Here is a 16431-nt window from a genome sequence, read left to right as displayed (position 1 = left end):
TTGTTCCTCTACTGCTGCATCATGGGCGTATGGGCGGAGAGGTCGGCGTTGGGTTTGGTCATCGGTTGCGGCGCGGCTCGTTGTAGGGCGAGGGAACCCAAATCATGCGTCCCCGTGGTGGCGTTGCGTTACCACACGGTTGGGAAAGGGTTCCCGCGGAAAGCCGGCAAGGTTACCACGGGCTGCATTGCCCGGCAGGGGATGGAGCGGTCAGCGTCCTGATCGATGTCGCCAAAGCATGTCATCTGTCGGGCCGCGGGAGGAAAGCGTTGACAGGTCAGTCGCCGCTGCCGATAACTCTGCCCCGTCGATCGGTTGTCGGTGCGCCACGTGCGCGACCTGCGTCATACCTTTCGATGCCTTCCGATCTTGCGACTATTCAGGCCCTCGGCGCCTGTTGCGGTAGCCTGCCTGATCGTCGTTTCTGCCTCGTATCGTTCGAATTCCGGCAACCGCCCGGCGAACAGCGAGTGCTTGCGTGCATGACCCCCTCGCGTCAGTCCCTGCAGTAACTCTGGCAACTCTCCACCAGGTCCAAAATGAGCAGCAGACATGTCCCGACTACTCGGACTCGATGCCCTGCGCGGCGTTGCGGCATTGTGCGTCGCCTATTCCCATCTGATTGCAAAAATGAAGCGTGACGGCCAATTCGACGAGATGACCGGCCTGCTGTTTCTTCTCAGCAAGGCGGTGCTGGATGTCGGCAAGACCAGCGTGCTGGTGTTGTTCGCGCTGAGCGGCTACTTCGTCGTGGCAGCGCTGTACAAGAGCCGAGGTCGATACCAGCGGCCTGTCGTGGCATTCGTCTACCAGCGCTTCTTCAGGCTGTTCCCGTTGTACTGGTTGTCGCTGTTTCTCGGCGTCATGTTCCCCTGGGACGATCCGGCCAAGGTGTTCAGTCCGGCCGTCATCGCCATCAATGCGACGATGCTGCAAGGCTTCGTGCTCGTCGAGAATGTGATCGGCCTGTACTGGACGCTGCAGATCGAGCTCACCTTCTATGTTCTCTGCATCCTGATCTTCGCGCTGCGCCTCGGTGGTTCGGCAAAACGGGACCTGCTGTTTCTGCTGGTGCAGTATCTGTTCACGCTGTCACTGGCCTTTATGCGCTACAAGTTGGAGATCAAACTGCCGGTGGCCCTGCCGCTGATGCTGAGCGTGTGTTTTCTCGGTGCACTGTGGAAGGCGACGGACAACGGCCGGGCGACCGATACCGGGCGCTACGCGCGTATCGCGGTCGGATTGTTCTATCTGTTCCTGCTGCCGATTTGCGTGCTCGCTTATTCCCGCGATACGGGGTTCGGTGAAACCTGGTACCGCTACTTCATCAGCTACGGCGTGGGGGTTGCGCTCTTTCTTGGCGCCACGCGCATCAGTGGCAATCGGCTGCGCTGGCTGGCGCCGCTTGGTGGCATCGGATACATCATCTTTCTCTCGCATCCATCGGTGTTCGCCATCGTCGAGCTGCTGGGCTTTGGCGCTGGCGATCTGGCGATTCCGGGCCCGCTTTATATCGCGGCGATGCTGATTCTGCTGACGTTGTTCGGGTTCTTCGTCAAGCGAACCCTCGCCGATCCCATTCAGCGTTATGGCGACGCGGTGGTGAGTCGGCGCGGACGGCGGGTGGATGAGAGCATCGCACTGCCGGTTCGCCAGGACGCCTGAGCCGGCCGTGGACCGCCCGGCCAGTCATGGTCTGGGCGGTCTGGACTCCACGTTCTGCTGGTGTAGGGTATGGGCCACTTTCAGGATTTTGCGAGGCGCCGATGAATCTCACTGAACTGGCTGCACGCCTGGGCGAAGCGCTGCAGCGCCTCGGCGCCCAGGTCACCACGGCGGAGTCCTGCACCGGTGGCGGCATCGCCGAGGCCATCACCCGTATCGCCGGCAGCTCGGCCTGGTTCGAGGCGGGCTACATCACCTATTCCAATGCGCAGAAGACCCGTCAACTTGGCGTGCCCGCGGAGCTGTTCGAGCAGGTCGGTGCCGTCAGCGCCGAGGTCGTTCAGGCCATGGTGCATGGGGCCCGGCAGAACAGCGGCGCGCGCTTTGCCGTGGCGGTCAGCGGCGTTGCCGGACCGGGCGGCGGTACGGCCGAGAAGCCGGTGGGCACCGTCTGGATCGCCTGGGCCGATGGCAGCCAGGTGCATGCACAGCGGCATCTGTTCAGCGGTGATCGTCAGGCCGTGCGCGAGCAGACGGTAGCAGCCGCGCTGCAAGGGTTGATCGCGCTGGCGGTCGGAGAAAAACCGGTTCGGGGCTAGGCGAGTAAAATTGCCTATGTTCTAATACTGTCTACTTATACAGTTGTTGTGGCCTCCGGCCCTCTTGATCAAGTGAGGATTTGATGGACGAGAACAAGAAGCGCGCCTTGGCTGCAGCCCTGGGCCAGATCGAAAAGCAGTTCGGCAAGGGCGCAGTGATGCGCATGGGCGATCACGATCGCCAGGCCATTCCGGCCATCTCTACCGGCTCGCTGGGCCTGGACATCGCGCTTGGCATTGGCGGCCTGCCGAAGGGCCGTATCGTCGAAATCTACGGTCCGGAATCGTCCGGTAAGACCACCCTGACCCTGTCGGTGATCGCCGAAGCGCAGAAGATGGGCGCTACCTGTGCCTTCGTCGATGCCGAACACGCGCTGGACCCGGACTATGCCGGCAAGCTGGGCGTGAATGTCGATGACCTGCTCGTATCGCAGCCGGACACCGGTGAGCAGGCGCTGGAGATCACCGACATGCTGGTGCGCTCCAACGCGGTCGACGTGATCATCGTCGACTCCGTGGCGGCGCTGGTGCCCAAGGCCGAAATCGAAGGCGAGATGGGCGATACGCACGTCGGCCTGCAGGCTCGTCTGATGTCCCAGGCGCTGCGCAAGATCACCGGCAACATCAAGAATGCCAACTGCCTGGTCATCTTCATCAACCAGATCCGCATGAAGATCGGCGTGATGTTCGGCAGCCCGGAAACCACCACCGGTGGTAACGCACTCAAGTTCTACGCCTCGGTGCGTCTGGATATTCGTCGTACCGGCGCGGTGAAGGAAGGCGACGAAGTGGTCGGTAGTGAAACCCGCGTCAAGGTCGTGAAGAACAAGGTTGCGCCACCGTTCCGCCAGGCCGAGTTCCAGATTCTCTACGGCAAGGGCATCTACCGCAGTGGCGAAGTCATCGACCTTGGCGTGCAGCAGGGCCTGGTCGAGAAGTCCGGTGCCTGGTACGCCTACAAGGGCAACAAGATCGGCCAGGGCAAGGCCAACGCCGCCAAGTTCCTGGAAGACAACCCGGAAATCGGCCGCGAGATCGAGCAGCAGATTCGCGACAAGCTGCTCGTGGTCTCGGGCGGTAGCAAGGCGAACCTGGTCAGCGAAGATCTGGCTGACGCCGACCTCTGATCCATGCCAGCCGTGCTCGATACTCCTGTCGCGGTGCGGCGGGTAGCCATGGATCTACTGGCTCGACGTGAACATGGACGCGTCGAGCTGGCCCGCAAGTTGCGCCAACGTGGCGCCCCGCCTGATCTGATCGAACAGGCCCTGGATCGCCTCTGCGAACAGGGCCTGTTATCCGAATCCCGATACCTAGAAAGCTTTGTCAGAAGCCGGGCCAATGCCGGCTATGGGCCGTTGCGCATCCGTGAGGAGTTGTCCCAGCGCGGACTGCCCCGGGCGGATATCGAGCAGGCTCTGCGCGATAGTGGCTTCGACTGGAACGAGCAGCTGCATGAGCTCTGGCAGCGCAAGTTCGGTCAGTTGCCAGCCGATGCGAAGGAGCGGGCCAAGCAAGGGCGCTTTCTCAGCTATCGCGGTTATCCGCTGGAGCTGATCAGCCGATTGTTACGCGGTGGTAGTTCGGCTGATTGAAGTGGCGCAAGCGGGCCGCCTGATTGCTTGAGCTGTTCCGGCTGCCTAGGCATTTATGTGCCGGGCTGTCGTTCCCTTGGCTCGTCGCTGCGCTGGCTGCGTCAATCTTCGGTTGCCAGCGGTGCTGCCCAGTTGGCCGGCTCGTTGACGAAATCGGTCAGCTCGCGCAAACGCCCGTGATTGCGGCCGTTGAAGACGAAGCTCAAGCGCGGCAGGCGCTGCAGTTCCGGCTCGTCGAGTTCCGATTCGCAGCAGTTCTGTTGCTCGAACGCGCCTTTCACGCAGAGATCGGTGAACTCGTCGTTCAGGTATTCCATCGCCTGCGGGTTGAGCGGGTGGTTCATGCGCAGGACGAAGCGATCCTTCAGCCAGCGGCTCGAGTGGAAGTTGCGATAGAAGTTGGCGATCTCCCTTGCCGCTTCGTCCGCATCGTCGACCAGGCGCATCAAACGCATATCGCTGGGCAGAATGTAGCGGTTTTCCTCCAGCTGGCCGCGCATGAACTGCAGCGCGTCCTTCCAGTAGGTGCCGCCGGGTTCGTCGAGCAGTACGACAGGAACCAAGGGGCTCTTGCCGGTCTGGATCAGCGTCAGCACTTCCAGCGCTTCGTCCAGCGTGCCGAAGCCGCCGGGGCAGAGCACCAGCGCGTCCGCCTCCTTGATGAAGAACAGCTTGCGCACGAAGAAAAAGTGGAATGACAGCAGATTGTCGGTACCGCCGACGGTCGGGTTCGGGTGTTGCTCGAACGGAAGCGTGATGTTCAGGCCGAGGCTGTTGTCACGCCCGGCGCCTTCATGTGCGGCGGCCATGATTCCGCCACCGGCGCCGGTAATGACCATGAAATTGTAGTGGGCCAGGGTGGCGCCCAGCTGTCTGGCCAGCGCATACAGCGGGTGCTCGACCGGTGTGCGGGCGGAGCCGAACACGGTGACCTTGCGCCGACGCTTGAACTGGTCGAGGCGGCTGAAGGCATGCTCCATTTCGCGCATGGTCTGCAGCAGGATCTTGGCGTCCCAGCGACTGCGGTCGGCTTGCGCCATGCGGGTGACGGTCACCAGCATTTCCCGGTAAAGCGGCAGATTGGGGCTGGTTTCGGAAACCACCATGGCGACCAGTTCGTCGATCTTGCTTTCCAGTTCGGCGCCGCTGGTCTTGAAATGTCGCGACAGGTAGTCGTCCGTATCGAAAGACATACAACTTCTCCATGTATGGGCTTCGCGCTCAGGCTATAGGCTACCGCCGGCGGGCTCAAGCCGGGCCGCTGCTGGGCCGAAACCGCAGAGGCTTCGGCCCGCTCGCTCAGAGTGCGATTCGATCACCCGGCTCGGGTATCCGTGCTTCCCAGTTCAGACGATCACGTATGGCCTGCTGCAGCACCTGCATCTTCTCCAGTTCACCGTGGACCAGGTAGAGCTCCGGGCGGTTCTCGAAGTTGCTGACCCAGTCGATCAACTGCGATTGCCCGGCATGGGCGGAGAAGCCACCAAGCGTATGGATCTTCGCGTTCACGGCGATGCGCTGGTGCAGCAGCTTGACGCTGCCGGCGCCGTCAACGATGGCACGGCCGAGTGTGCCACGCGCCTGGAAGCCCGGGATCACCAAGTGGCATTCCTCGCGCCAGAGGTTGTGCTTGAAGTGGTGCAGAATGCGCCCGCCGGTACACATGCCACTGCCAGCGATGATGATCACACCGCTCTTGAAGCGGTTGATGGCCATCGACTCTTCAGGGGTCGGTGTGGGCTTGAGGATTGGCAGCCAGCGTTCGGCGTACAGCTTGCCGCTGGTCCCGCTAAGGGCGGCGTCGATGCCGTTGAGGTCCAGCTGGTCTTTGTAGTGCGAATAGATGGCGTTGGCACCAATGGCCATCGGACTGTCGAGGAACACCGCCTGCTGCGGCAGGCGGCCTTCGCGATAGAAGCGCCCGAGGTAGTAGATCAGGTCCTGGGTGCGTCCGACGGCGAAGGACGGCATCAGCACATTACCGCCATCGCGGTGCGCTTGCTGCAGGATGCCGGCCAGCTCTTCGATGGTGTCTTCGTGGCTGCGGTGATCGCGATCACCGTAGGTGGACTCCATCAGCACGACGTCGGCTTCCTTGAGCACGGTTGGCGAATGCATCAGTGGCGAGCAGGCGTTGCCGAGGTCGCCGGAGAACACCAGACGACGTGTTCTGCCGTGGTCGCGGACGTCCATCTGCACAATGGACGAGCCGAGGATATGGCCTGCGTCATGGAAGGTCACGACGACGCCCTGGGCAACCTCGAAGGCCTCGCCATAGGCATGCGGCGCGCGCTGGCTCAGCATGCGTTCGGCATCGACACGGGTATACAGCGGCTGGATCATCGGTTTGCCGATGCGCGCGCGCCACTTGTTTTCCCATTCGGCATCCTTTTCCTGGATATTCGCCGAGTCCAGCAGCATCAGCTCCAGCAGCTCGGCGGTGGCCTCGGTGCAATGCACCGGACCGCGGTAGCCGAGCGCAACCAGGCGTGGCAGCAGGCCGCTGTGGTCGATGTGGGCGTGGGACAGTACGACCGCATCGAGCGTTTTGGGGTCGAAGGCGAATGCCGCGCGATTGTCGCTTTCTTCTTCTCGGCGACCTTGATGCATGCCGCATTCAAGCAGAACCCTGATGCCGTCATGGGTCTCAATGAGATAGCAGGAGCCGGTTACCTGCTGAATGGCGCCGAGAAAACTGAGCAAAGCCATGTTGCCTTCCTGTCTGTACGATGATGTCCACATTGCCTGCTCGGCCGCCCTGGTGACTTGATACATATCAGAGATAGCGAAACGAGCCCTGCCTAGACTACAGCACAACCCGCTTACCAACGGAGTGATCCCATGAGTCAGCTACTGCCCAGCCTTGTCGAGCTGGATCAACACGCACAAGCCGAACCGGAATTTGCCGCCTGGCGCGGCGGTTTTGGCCCGTTCGAGCATGGGCTGGAGACCCAGGCGGCGGTCTTTCGTCTGGCCCATCAGCTGGTGCAGGCGGGACACCAACCGGATCTGGGCAGCGTCTATCGCCTGTTGCAGGCGGTCGATCGCGTCGCCAGTGCCGGCCTCTGGCTGGTGGTGCACATGACCTACGCGCAGCACGTGCATCTGGATGGCACGCCGCTAGCCGTCGACGATTTCAAACGTAGCCCCGAGGGGCATACCGGCGGAGCACTCAACATGGTGCCGGCCTATGCGGGCTACCTGGCGCTGAATGCACTGACCGGCCGGACCCGAGCTTGGCTGATGGGGCAGGGCCACTGCGTGGCCGCCGTCGATGCCCTCAATCTGCTGACTGGCAACCTGCACCCGGAGCAGGCGCAGGCCTATGGCGGCGGCGAAGCGGGCATGAATCGCCTGCTGCAGGATTTCTACGGCTACCGCCAGGCGGCCGATGGCAGTCCGCTCGCGCCACTGGGTAGCCACGTCAACCCGCATACCGCTGGCGGGATTGCCGAGGGTGGCTATCTGGGCTTTGCCGAGCTGCAATATGCGCATATGCCCCTGCCTGGCGAGACGCTGGTGGCCTTCCTTTCCGATGGTGCGGCGGAAGAGCAGCGCGGCAGCGACTGGATACCGCGCTGGTGGCGCGCCGAAGATTGTGGCGTGGCGTTGCCGGTCATGATCGCCAATGGGCGACGCATCGAACAACGCACCGCACTGGGCACCGAGCAGGGCCTCGCCGATTTCCGCCAGCATCTGAGCCAGTGCGGTTTCGATCCGATGCCGTTCGATGGGCGCGACCCCGCGGCATTCGTTGCGACCCTTTGGGAGATGGAGCTGCGCCTGGAACGTCGGGTGGAGGAAAAGGCCCGCGGCATTCTCAATTACCCACTGCCGATGCCCTACGGTATCGCCGAAACGGTCAAGGGTTTCGGCTTCTACGGTGCCGGCAGCAATGCCGCACACAACCTGCCGCTGCCCGGCAATCCGAGCCAGGATGAAGTATCGCGTGATCTGTTCAACGAGCATGCGGCACGGTTGTTCGTTCCGCAGTCGGAGCTCGCGACCGCAGTGGAGTTATTCGAACGCAACCGCCAGGGGCGAGTGCTGGAACGCGACAACCCACTCGCGTTGCGTCGGCCACCGGCACCGGTCATTCCAAAGCTGAATTACCGCGACGACACCTGTTCGCCGATGGCCGCGGTGGACCGTTTCTTCGTCGAGCTGACTGCGGCCAATCCGTCATTGCGGCCGCGCGTCGGCAATCCGGACGAGCTGGCTAGCAACCGTCTGGGTGGTGTGCTGAAGGCGCTCAAGCATCGGGTGATAGAGCCGGAAAGCGAACTCGAAGCGATCGACGGCGCCATCATCACCGCGCTCAACGAGGAGGCTGTGGTTTCGGCCTGTCTGGGCAATCAGGGCGGATTGAATCTGGTTGCCAGCTACGAAGCCTTCTGCGTGAAGATGCTGGGGGTGGTACGACAGAGCATCATCTTCTCCCGTCAGCAGAAAGAAATCGGCCGGCCGGCGGGCTGGCTCGGTTGGCCACTTATCGCGACATCGCATACCTGGGAGAACGGCAAGAATCAGCAGTCCCACCAGGACACCACGTTCTGCGAGGCGCTGCTCGGTGAGATGAGCGATATGGTCCGGGTGCTGTTTCCTGCCGACCACAACAGCGCCCTGGCATTGCTGCCGGCGATCTATCAGGCGCGTGGCGAACTGGCTTGCCTGGTCATGCCCAAGCGTGATCGGCCGTGCTACTTCGATCGTGCGCAGGCCGAACAGCTGGCACGTGACGGTGCCATCGTGGTCGAGGAACAGCCGGGCAGTGAGCCGTTGCTCTTGATCGCCAACGGCAGTTATCAGCTGGGTGAAATGCTTCGTGCCGCCAAGCGTCTGAAGGAGGCCGAATGTGCCTATCGCCTGGTTTATCTGCAGGAGCCGGGTCGGTTCCGCGGGCCTCGTGACCACTGGGAAGTCGAGGCGCGAGCCAGCGATGGAGTAGCTGAGCGTCTGTTCCCCGACGAAATGGAGATGCGTGTGCTGCTGACCCATATGCGCCCGGAAGTGGCCCGCGGTCATCTGTGGCCGATCCTGCCCGATGCACGCAAATGCTCGGCGCTTGGCTATCGCAACCGTGGCGGTACGCTGGATGAGTTCGGTATGCAGTTCGCCAACCGTGCCAGCTGGGCCAATGTGCTGGCTGCCTGCGCGCGGTTGCGTAATGTCCCACGCACAGCGCTGCTTACGCGGGATGAGGCTGCGGCGGTGGCCGGCAAGGGTGATCCGCAGATATTGCGCGGCGATGCCTGACAGAAGGGGCGCAGCGGGAGTGCGGTCAGGTCGTACTCCCGCGGGCCTTTGCGGTACTACAGACCGCAGTCGGACGCCTTGTAGCTCTCGCTGGCAATCGGCTTGTTGCTCTGGTACTCGCTGAAGTCATAGCGCAGCACGGCGCCCTGGCTCATCAGCTTGCGCAACCCCTCATTGCCGCAGACGCTGACCGCAAGCTGGCTGCGCACGTCGGCCGGGTTATCCCTCATCTGCGCTGCATGCCGCGGCTGGACACTGAGGTGATTGACCAGCTGGTTGTTTTCCACGGTGTAACCCTGGTCGAGGATGTCTTCGTTGATCGCACGGGGCGTGCCGACGCTGCTTTCACGGGCAACCTGGTCGAGCAACTGGCTGAGCTGCTGTTCTTGCAGTGAGGCAGCGTGGGCAACGGGTAAGGCGAGGCTCAGAGCGAGCAGGGTAGTCAGACGGTACATGGCGGTCTCCTTATGACTGCGCTATTTCGACCGGCTGGCTGTGGTGCGGTTCATTTACCGGTATCGCCCGGCGAAGGCGTGGCCGCTGGTAGACTGCCGCGCTTCATCGTCCGTCTTCGAGCCCAACCCATGCCCCATGCCGTAGCCCGTCTGCGAGACGAGCGCCTGGCCAAAAGCCTCAAACCTTTCGTTGCGCGTGGCTCGCGTGCTCCGCGTTGCGTGCGTTGCCGTGTGCCGTTCAGCCACTGTGTCTGTTCGTGGCTGCCGAAAATCCATAGCGATTGCGGCGTCTGCCTGTTGATGCACGATATCGAACCGCTGAAACCGAGCAACACGGGTTGGTTGATCGCGGATGTCGTTCCCGACACTTTCGCCTTCACCTGGCAACGTAAGGGGGTCGACCCGCGACTGCTGGCTCTGCTGGCCGATCCGCAATGGCAGCCGCTGGTGATCTTTCCTGGGGAATACGCCGAGGCGCATCGGGTTGTGGGCGAGGTCGAGCGACAGTCGGACAAGCGCCCGCTGTTCATCCTGCTCGATGCGACCTGGACCGAGGCGCGCAAGATGTTCCGCAAGAGTCCGTACCTGGATGGCTTGCCGGTTCTGAGCCTGCAGCCCGAGGCGTTATCACGCTACCGGCTGCGCCGTTCGACCCGCAGTGACCACCTGTGCACCGCGGAGGTCGCCGCTCTCTGCCTGGACCTCGCCGGCGACTCGGTCGCGGCGAATACCCTGGATGCCTGGCTCGATGTGTTTACCGAGCACTATCTGGGGGCCAAGTATCATCGCCAGCCGGATCTGCAGAATCCGGCACATCTGACTTTGAAACCCGCCCCCTGATGCGCTTGCCCCTCAGACCTTGACGGCTGTGCTGGGCGTAGACGCTTCCGGCTTGCGTGGCCAGAGTTGCGCGGCCAGCATGCCGATGAACATCAGTACGCAGCCCATGTACCCGCGCAGCGTCAGGCTTTCCTCAAGGAACAGTGCGCCGGCGATGGCAGCGAACACGGCCTCCAGCGACAGAATGATTGCGGCGTGGGATGCAATGGCATGCTTCTGCGCCACGACCTGCAGCGTATAGCCGACCGCAACCGCAAACAGACCGCCGTAGATGAGCGCTGGTCCGGCGAGCCAGATGCTGGACGGATTGATTTCCTCGAAGACCAGGGCCAGCAGCAGACTCACCACTGCGCAGGTGGCGAACTGCAGAAAGGCCAGGCGGATGGCGTCGTGGCGGCTGACGAAAAAACTCACCAGCAGTACGTGCACGCCCCAGACGAAGGCGCCGGCTAGCTGAATCCAGTCGCCTGAGGCTACGGTGAAATCTTCGCCGATGCTCAGCATTGCCATGCCCGCGACGGCGAGGAATGCACCGAGCCAGGTGCCGAGGCCCGTCTTGTGGCCGATGGCGAGCCCCAGCAAAGGCACCACGATTACATAAAGGCCGGTAATGAAGCCGGAGTTTGTCACGCTGGTGAAAAGCAGGCCGACCTGTTGAAGGTTTATGCCCAACGTCAGCGCAAGCCCCATGCTCAAGCCCCCAAGAAGCAGGCCTCGCTGCAGGAACGGTTCGTGGCGCGCCTTGGTGCGGCCCTGATAGATCACCAGTGGCAGCAGCGCCAGGGCACCGAGCGCGAAACGCAGCCCGGTAAAAAGAAACGGACCGATGTTGTCCATGCCGATGCGCTGGGCCACGAAGGCAGTACCCCAGATCATGGCGGTGATCAGCATCAGGAAGTCGGCGCGGAGGGCTTGGCTGCGCATGTTTCGGCTCGTTCGGGAAAAGTCGCAAACTTTGCTATAAAGCGCCGCGCTTGACCACTTATTCATCGGTGGGCATGCTTGCGCCGCTTGATTTGTTGTAGCGGGCGACCGATATTCGGTTCGACCGGCTGAAATATCCACATCGGACCATCCCCGAAGCAATTTCTTGGGGTTCTGCCGTCATCATGTCGGCATCGGCTGCTCAAGCCGATGAAAAGCGCCAATAAAAACTACAGGTCTGCCAATGGCTGCTTACGAAATAATCATCGCCGATGATCATCCGCTGTTCCGCAGTGCGCTTCAGCAGGCGCTGACCATGGGGCTGGGGGAAAATGTACGTCTGGTGGAGGCGGCCAGCATCGCCGAACTGGAAACCTTTCTGAACCAGGGCGCCGACTGGGATCTGGTCCTGTTGGATCTGAACATGCCGGGGGCTTATGGCTTTTCAGGTCTGGTGCTGCTACGCGGGCAGTATCCGCATCTGCCAGTGGTGATGATCTCGGCGCAGGAGGACGCGGCGGTTGTGGCGCGCTCCCGCGAGTTCGGGGCCAGCGGCTTCATTCCCAAGTCGAGCTCTCTGGAAACCATTCAGGAGGCGGTGCGCGCGGTGCTGGATGGCGACGTCTGGTGGCCGAGCAACATCCAGGACGTGGCGAATGTCAGCGATGAGGCCAAGGCAGCCAGCGCGGGGCTTGCCAGCCTGACGCCGCAGCAGTTCCGTGTGTTGACGATGGTCTGTGATGGCCTGCTGAACAAGCAGATCGCTTACGAACTCAATGTGTCCGAGGCTACCATCAAGGCTCACGTAACCGCCATTTTTCGCAAGCTTGGCGTGCGCACACGAACCCAGGCCGCCTTGCTGCTACAGCAGATGGGGTCCATTCCTACCAGTTGATGCCGGCCGCGTCTGCTGCAGCTTTCAGGCGATCGGCGGTAGGTTGATCTCATCGCTGCGGCGGACACCCGAAGTCATCGCGCGGCACTGCTCGACGAATTCGAGCATGGCTGCGGTCTGGTATTTCTGCGAGTGCCAGATGAAATAGAACTGGCGTCGCAGGTCCAGCTCTGGAGTCGCCACCGGCACCAGGCTCCCGCGGCGGAACGCATCGCGCAGGGCCAGGCGAGAAATGCAGCCGATACCAAGCCCCGATTCCACGGCGCGCTTGATCGCTTCGGTGTGCTCCAGCTCAAGTCGCACATTCAGTTTGCCCGGACGATGACGCACGGCCTGCTCGAACGTCATGCGGGTGCCTGAGCCCTTCTCGCGGAGTATCCAGGCTTCGGACGTCAATTCCTCCAGACTCACCAGATCTCGTCCGGCCAACGGATGCTGGGGCGCACAGAACACCACCAGTTCGTCCTCGATCCACGGCTGGACTTCCAGATCCGGATGCTGACACTCACCCTCGATCAAACCCAGATCAAGTTCGTGTTGCGCGATCTGGTGCACGATGTGCGCGGTGTTCTGAACGTGCAGTTTCACCCGGCATTCCGGATGACGCTGCATGAAGCTGCCGATCAGCAGGGTCGCTAGATAGTTGCCGATGGTCAGCGTTGCACCCACTGCCAGTGAGCCAAAGCCGCTCTTGCCGTTCAGCAGATCCTCGATGGCACGGGCCTGATCAAGCAGGGCGACTGCCTGCGGCAGCAGCTGTTGCCCGAGTGCATTCAGGCAGAGCCGCTTGCCGGCCCGGTCGAACAGTTGACAGCCGGACTGCCGTTCCAGCTCGGCCAACGAGGTGCTGGTTGCCGACTGCGACAAGGAAAGGCTTTCAGCGGCACGAGACACGCTTTCCTGTCTGGCTACGGCGGCGAAAACTTCGATCTGACGGAGCGTGAAATGCATATCTATATAACCGATAACCGATATCTTTATTATCCATTTAACGGATATTAAAGCTATCGCTAGACTGACCCCAGGTAACGACGCCCGTCGCGACACCACGAGGAATTCGCAACATGAGCAATCTGAACGTTGAGCGTGTTCTCAGTGTGCATCACTGGAACGACACGCTGTTCAGCTTCAAGACTACCCGTAATGCAGGGCTGCGCTTCGAGAATGGCCAGTTCGTCATGATCGGCCTGGAAGTCGAAGGCCGCCCGCTGATGCGCGCCTACAGTATCGCCAGTCCGAATTACGAAGAATACCTGGAGTTCTTCAGTATCAAGGTGCAGAACGGTCCGCTGACTTCACGGCTGCAGCATCTGCAGGAAGGCGACCAGATCATGGTCAGCCGCAAGCCGACCGGAACTCTGGTGCTCGACGATCTGCTGCCTGGTAAGCACCTCTATCTGCTAAGCACGGGCACTGGGTTGGCGCCGTTCATGAGTGTCATCCAGGACCCGGAGACCTATGAGCGGTTCGAGAAAGTCGTGCTGGTGCATGGGGTCCGCTACGTCAATGAAGTTGCCTATCGCGAGTTCATCACCGAGCACCTGCCGCAGAACGAATTCTTCGGTGAGGCGGTAAAGGAAAAGCTGATCTATTACCCCACGGTTACCCGTGAGCCATTCGACAATCAGGGGCGCCTGACCGAACTGATGCGAAGCGGCAAGCTGTTCAGTGACATCGGGCTGCCACCGATCAATCCGCAGGATGATCGGGCAATGATCTGCGGAAGTCCCAGCATGCTGGACGAAACCAGCCAGGTGCTGAACAGTTTCGGCCTGAGCGTCTCGCCGCGCATGGGCGATCCAGGCCATTACCTGATCGAGCGCGCCTTCGTCGAGAAGTGATGCACCTCGGGGGCCGTGGCGTTAAGTCGCGGCGACCCGGTAGGCATCAGACATAAGCGGCGCAGCACTTCTTGAACTTCGCACCGCTGCCGCAGGGGCAGGGGTCGTTGCGTCCCGCCTTCAGCGGTACCGTGGGATCGATGAAGTACCATTTCCCGCTGCTTTGAACGAAAGCCGAGCGTTCCTGGTGGGCATGTTCGCCGCTCTGATCGTGCCAGCGCGCCGTAAAGGTGACCAGCGCATGCTCGGGCTTGCCTCCGAGTACCACGCTGTCGTTCACCTCCAGCCCCAGCCACGTGCTGTTCAGGCTCCAGCGCCTTATCCCCTCGAGATCCAGCGCGGCCTGCTGTGCCGGCAGCGTGGTCGCCTGCAGATAATCAACCCGCCCCAGCACATAGGCGCTGTAACGGGAGCGCATCAGCAACTCGGCGCTGGGCGCGGGGGTGCCTGCATGATAATGACCGCAGCATTGATTAAACGCATTGCCGCTGCCGCACGGGCAGTTAGAGTCGAGTTGTTGCTGGTCGCTCATGTCACCACCAGTATTTGCCGAACATTTCTGGGTTCGCCCAGAACCTGGCGTTCAGCCAGTCTGGAACCTGCTTGTATTGGAGCAGGTCGTAGGTGAAGAGCGTCAAGGTCTGTCCGTCGCGCTGGAAGTGGTCGCTGACCTGCAGTGCCAAGGCATAGAAATCGGTGGTCTGCCATTCGCAGGCCTGCAGATCGACGAGTACGGCCATGCGGCTGGCGTTCAGGTTGCGGACACTGCCCAGCAGCTCCAGGCCGCTGCGTTTTGGCAGATGTTCAAGGCAATCGGCGAACAACGCCAGGTCATAGCGCTGCTTTGCCAGCTCCTCGGGCAGCGGAGCACCATCGGCGCGCTCGAGTTGACACTCCGGATGACATTCGGCGTAGGCAGCCAGGGCGGGTTGATCGCTGCGCCCCACGTGCAGCAGGCGCGACGGGGCATAGTGATCAAGCATTGCCGCGAGCGCTTGCTGTGGCGTATGCGATACAGGGTTTTCAGTCAATCGAGAATCCTCGTTTCAAAGGTGAAGACTAGCGCGGTGCCGTTTGTCGGCCTAGTCTGAAAGTAACCGGAGCCACCCGGACTCCCGTACGCGGCGGTTCTGGCTGAATGTCCACACTGGAGGTTTTGATCGATGAGTACATTACGGACAGCAGTACCCGTTATTGTCATGACCACGTTCCTGGCCGGTTGTGCAGGCGTGCAGAAACAGGACTGGCCGACATGTGCGGCCGTAGGTGGCGTGACCGGTGCCGCGCTTGGGGCTATCGAGAGCAGCTCCTATGCCGGTTGGGGTGCGCTGATCGGTGGTGGCGTCGCAGCGGCCTATTGTTGGGCCAATGGCATGGAGGAGGAAACCGTTGCCGTTGTCGAAACGGTCGAGCCGATGCCTCAGTCTCAGCCGGAACCAGAGCCTGCGTCCGAGCCGGTGCGCGTCGAGCTGGACGTCAAGTTCGACTTCGACCGCGACGTGGTCAAGCAGGACAGCTACGGCGACATCCAGAACCTGGCCGATTTCATGAAGGAATACCGCCAGACCACCACCGTGCTTGAAGGTCACACCGACTCGGTGGGTACCGATGCCTACAACCAGCGTCTTTCCGAGCGGCGCGCCAATGCCGTGCGTGAAGTGCTGGTCAATCAGTACGGTGTCGAAGGTAGTCGTGTGAATTCGGTTGGCTACGGCGAATCGCGTCCGGTGGCCGATAACGCTACCGAAGAGGGTCGTGCCATCAACCGTCGCGTAGAGGCCGAAGTCGAAGCGCGCCCTTGATTAGGCTGAGGTGGTAATCCAGCCGGGCCTCGCGCCCGGCTGTTTTGTTTAGCGTCCGTTAAAACAGCGGTCTGGCACTGGCCAGCGCAATCACCAGCAGGCCCAGCACCAGGTTGATGCCGACCAGTCGGCGAATCTGGCCGAGCACAGCGCCTCCTTCGGGCCATTGCTCGCCCGCGACTGCGCGTTTGAGTGCTGGCAACTGCAGCAGCTGGATTCGCAGGAACAGCGCCAGCATCACCAGATACAGTCCCGCCATGATGTGTACATAGCGCGGCGCACTTTCCAGCGCACCGAAACGCATGTGCCACATGCCAATTCCGCTGACCGGTAGTACCAGCACCGCGACCCAGACCCAGACGAAAAAACGCCGGAACACATCAGCCCACAACTTCAGTCGTTCCGGCGCCTGCAACACCGACACGGCCGCCGGACGCAACACCATCCAGGCGAAGAACATGCCGCCCACCCACACCGTTGCGGCAAGTACGTGTAGTGCGTAGAGCAAGGCGAAGGGCGTCATGGGCAAATCTCCGGTGGCGGTTGGGCGAACGCGCGT

16 protein-coding genes and 1 pseudogene are annotated in these 16431 nt (G+C 61.7%); 9 read left to right on the top strand and 8 right to left on the bottom strand.

Annotated elements, in window-relative coordinates; translation table 11 throughout:
- The first annotated feature begins 552 nt into the window (after nucleotides 1-552).
- The 4 genes from EA798_RS17645 (at nucleotide 553) to recX (ending at nucleotide 3859) form a co-directional block, all read left to right on the top strand.
- Entirely contained in the window at nucleotides 553-1665 is a 1113-nt protein-coding gene (locus EA798_RS17645) for an acyltransferase family protein (protein WP_122099779.1), read from the top strand.
- A 101-nt stretch (nucleotides 1666-1766) separates the two neighbouring features.
- Entirely contained in the window at nucleotides 1767-2264 is a 498-nt protein-coding gene (locus tag EA798_RS17640) for a CinA family protein (protein WP_122099778.1), read from the top strand.
- An 83-nt stretch (nucleotides 2265-2347) separates the two neighbouring features.
- The gene (gene recA / locus EA798_RS17635) at nucleotides 2348-3391 is read left to right on the top strand and encodes a recombinase RecA (RefSeq protein WP_122099777.1); all 1044 of its coding nucleotides are present in this window, start codon (nucleotides 2348-2350) and stop codon (nucleotides 3389-3391) included.
- Nucleotides 3392-3394: 3 nt separating this feature from the next.
- Nucleotides 3395-3859: a recombination regulator RecX gene (gene recX / locus EA798_RS17630; protein ID WP_106155409.1), complete on the top strand. Its 465-nt coding sequence runs from the start codon at nucleotides 3395-3397 to the stop codon at nucleotides 3857-3859.
- A gap of 101 nt (nucleotides 3860-3960) precedes the next feature.
- On the opposite strand, the gene EA798_RS17625 is transcribed toward recX, so the two are convergent.
- On the bottom strand, nucleotides 3961-5052 hold the full coding sequence (locus tag EA798_RS17625) for an LOG family protein (protein ID WP_106155408.1): 1092 nt from the start codon (nucleotides 5050-5052) through the stop codon (nucleotides 3961-3963).
- A gap of 106 nt (nucleotides 5053-5158) precedes the next feature.
- Nucleotides 5159-6568, bottom strand: a complete 1410-nt coding sequence (locus EA798_RS17620) for an MBL fold metallo-hydrolase RNA specificity domain-containing protein (protein WP_106155407.1) — start codon at nucleotides 6566-6568, stop codon at nucleotides 5159-5161.
- A 132-nt stretch (nucleotides 6569-6700) separates the two neighbouring features.
- Between EA798_RS17620 and EA798_RS17615 the strand changes: the two genes are divergently transcribed.
- Nucleotides 6701-9115, top strand: a complete 2415-nt coding sequence (locus EA798_RS17615; RefSeq protein WP_122099776.1) for a phosphoketolase family protein — start codon at nucleotides 6701-6703, stop codon at nucleotides 9113-9115.
- A gap of 56 nt (nucleotides 9116-9171) precedes the next feature.
- On the opposite strand, the gene EA798_RS17610 is transcribed toward EA798_RS17615, so the two are convergent.
- Complete coding sequence (locus EA798_RS17610) at nucleotides 9172-9570, bottom strand: PA3611 family quorum-sensing-regulated virulence factor (protein WP_122099775.1); 399 nt, start codon at nucleotides 9568-9570, stop codon at nucleotides 9172-9174.
- A 129-nt stretch (nucleotides 9571-9699) separates the two neighbouring features.
- Between EA798_RS17610 and EA798_RS17605 the strand changes: the two genes are divergently transcribed.
- Entirely contained in the window at nucleotides 9700-10410 is a 711-nt protein-coding gene (locus tag EA798_RS17605) for a tRNA-uridine aminocarboxypropyltransferase (RefSeq protein WP_106155404.1), read from the top strand.
- Nucleotides 10411-10422: 12 nt separating this feature from the next.
- Here EA798_RS17605 and EA798_RS17600 read toward each other — a convergent pair whose 3' ends face one another.
- Nucleotides 10423-11334 carry a DMT family transporter gene (locus EA798_RS17600; protein ID WP_122099774.1) on the bottom strand — a complete coding sequence of 304 codons (912 nt, stop codon included), beginning with the start codon at nucleotides 11332-11334 and terminating at the stop codon, nucleotides 10423-10425.
- A 244-nt stretch (nucleotides 11335-11578) separates the two neighbouring features.
- Between EA798_RS17600 and erdR the strand changes: the two genes are divergently transcribed.
- A complete protein-coding gene (gene erdR, locus EA798_RS17595; RefSeq protein WP_015277618.1) occupies nucleotides 11579-12229 on the top strand; it encodes a response regulator transcription factor ErdR in 651 nt (216 codons plus the stop codon).
- Between the two features lie 24 nt (nucleotides 12230-12253).
- Here the strand turns inward: erdR and EA798_RS17590 are convergent, their stop codons facing one another.
- On the bottom strand, nucleotides 12254-13180 hold the full coding sequence (locus EA798_RS17590; protein ID WP_122099773.1) for a LysR family transcriptional regulator: 927 nt from the start codon (nucleotides 13178-13180) through the stop codon (nucleotides 12254-12256).
- Nucleotides 13181-13293: 113 nt separating this feature from the next.
- On the opposite strand from EA798_RS17590, the gene fpr reads away from it, so the two are divergent.
- Nucleotides 13294-14070 carry a ferredoxin-NADP reductase gene (fpr, locus tag EA798_RS17585; RefSeq protein WP_106155401.1) on the top strand — a complete coding sequence of 259 codons (777 nt, stop codon included), beginning with the start codon at nucleotides 13294-13296 and terminating at the stop codon, nucleotides 14068-14070.
- Between the two features lie 46 nt (nucleotides 14071-14116).
- On the opposite strand, the gene EA798_RS17580 is transcribed toward fpr, so the two are convergent.
- Together EA798_RS17580 and EA798_RS17575 are read right to left on the bottom strand one after the other, a co-directional pair.
- On the bottom strand, nucleotides 14117-14602 hold the full coding sequence (locus EA798_RS17580; protein ID WP_122099772.1) for a YchJ family protein: 486 nt from the start codon (nucleotides 14600-14602) through the stop codon (nucleotides 14117-14119).
- Between the two features lies 1 nt (nucleotide 14603).
- Nucleotides 14604-15101, bottom strand: a complete 498-nt coding sequence (locus tag EA798_RS17575) for a DUF6231 family protein (protein WP_122099771.1) — start codon at nucleotides 15099-15101, stop codon at nucleotides 14604-14606.
- A 417-nt stretch (nucleotides 15102-15518) separates the two neighbouring features.
- Between EA798_RS17575 and EA798_RS20790 the strand changes: the two are divergent.
- A pseudogene (locus EA798_RS20790) lies at nucleotides 15519-15872 on the top strand (OmpA family protein); the annotation flags it as partial.
- A gap of 58 nt (nucleotides 15873-15930) precedes the next feature.
- Here the strand turns inward: EA798_RS20790 and EA798_RS17565 are convergent.
- Nucleotides 15931-16395 (bottom strand): CopD family protein, encoded by a 465-nt coding sequence (locus EA798_RS17565; RefSeq protein ID WP_122099770.1) that lies wholly within the window; start codon nucleotides 16393-16395, stop codon nucleotides 15931-15933.
- Nucleotides 16396-16431: the final 36 nt, after the last annotated feature.

Source organism: Pseudomonas songnenensis (assembly GCF_003696315.1).
GTDB classification, from domain to species: domain Bacteria; phylum Pseudomonadota; class Gammaproteobacteria; order Pseudomonadales; family Pseudomonadaceae; genus Stutzerimonas; species Stutzerimonas songnenensis.
The sequence above is the reverse complement of the archived record's forward strand: the minus strand, read 5'-3'. Positions and strand labels throughout refer to the sequence as shown.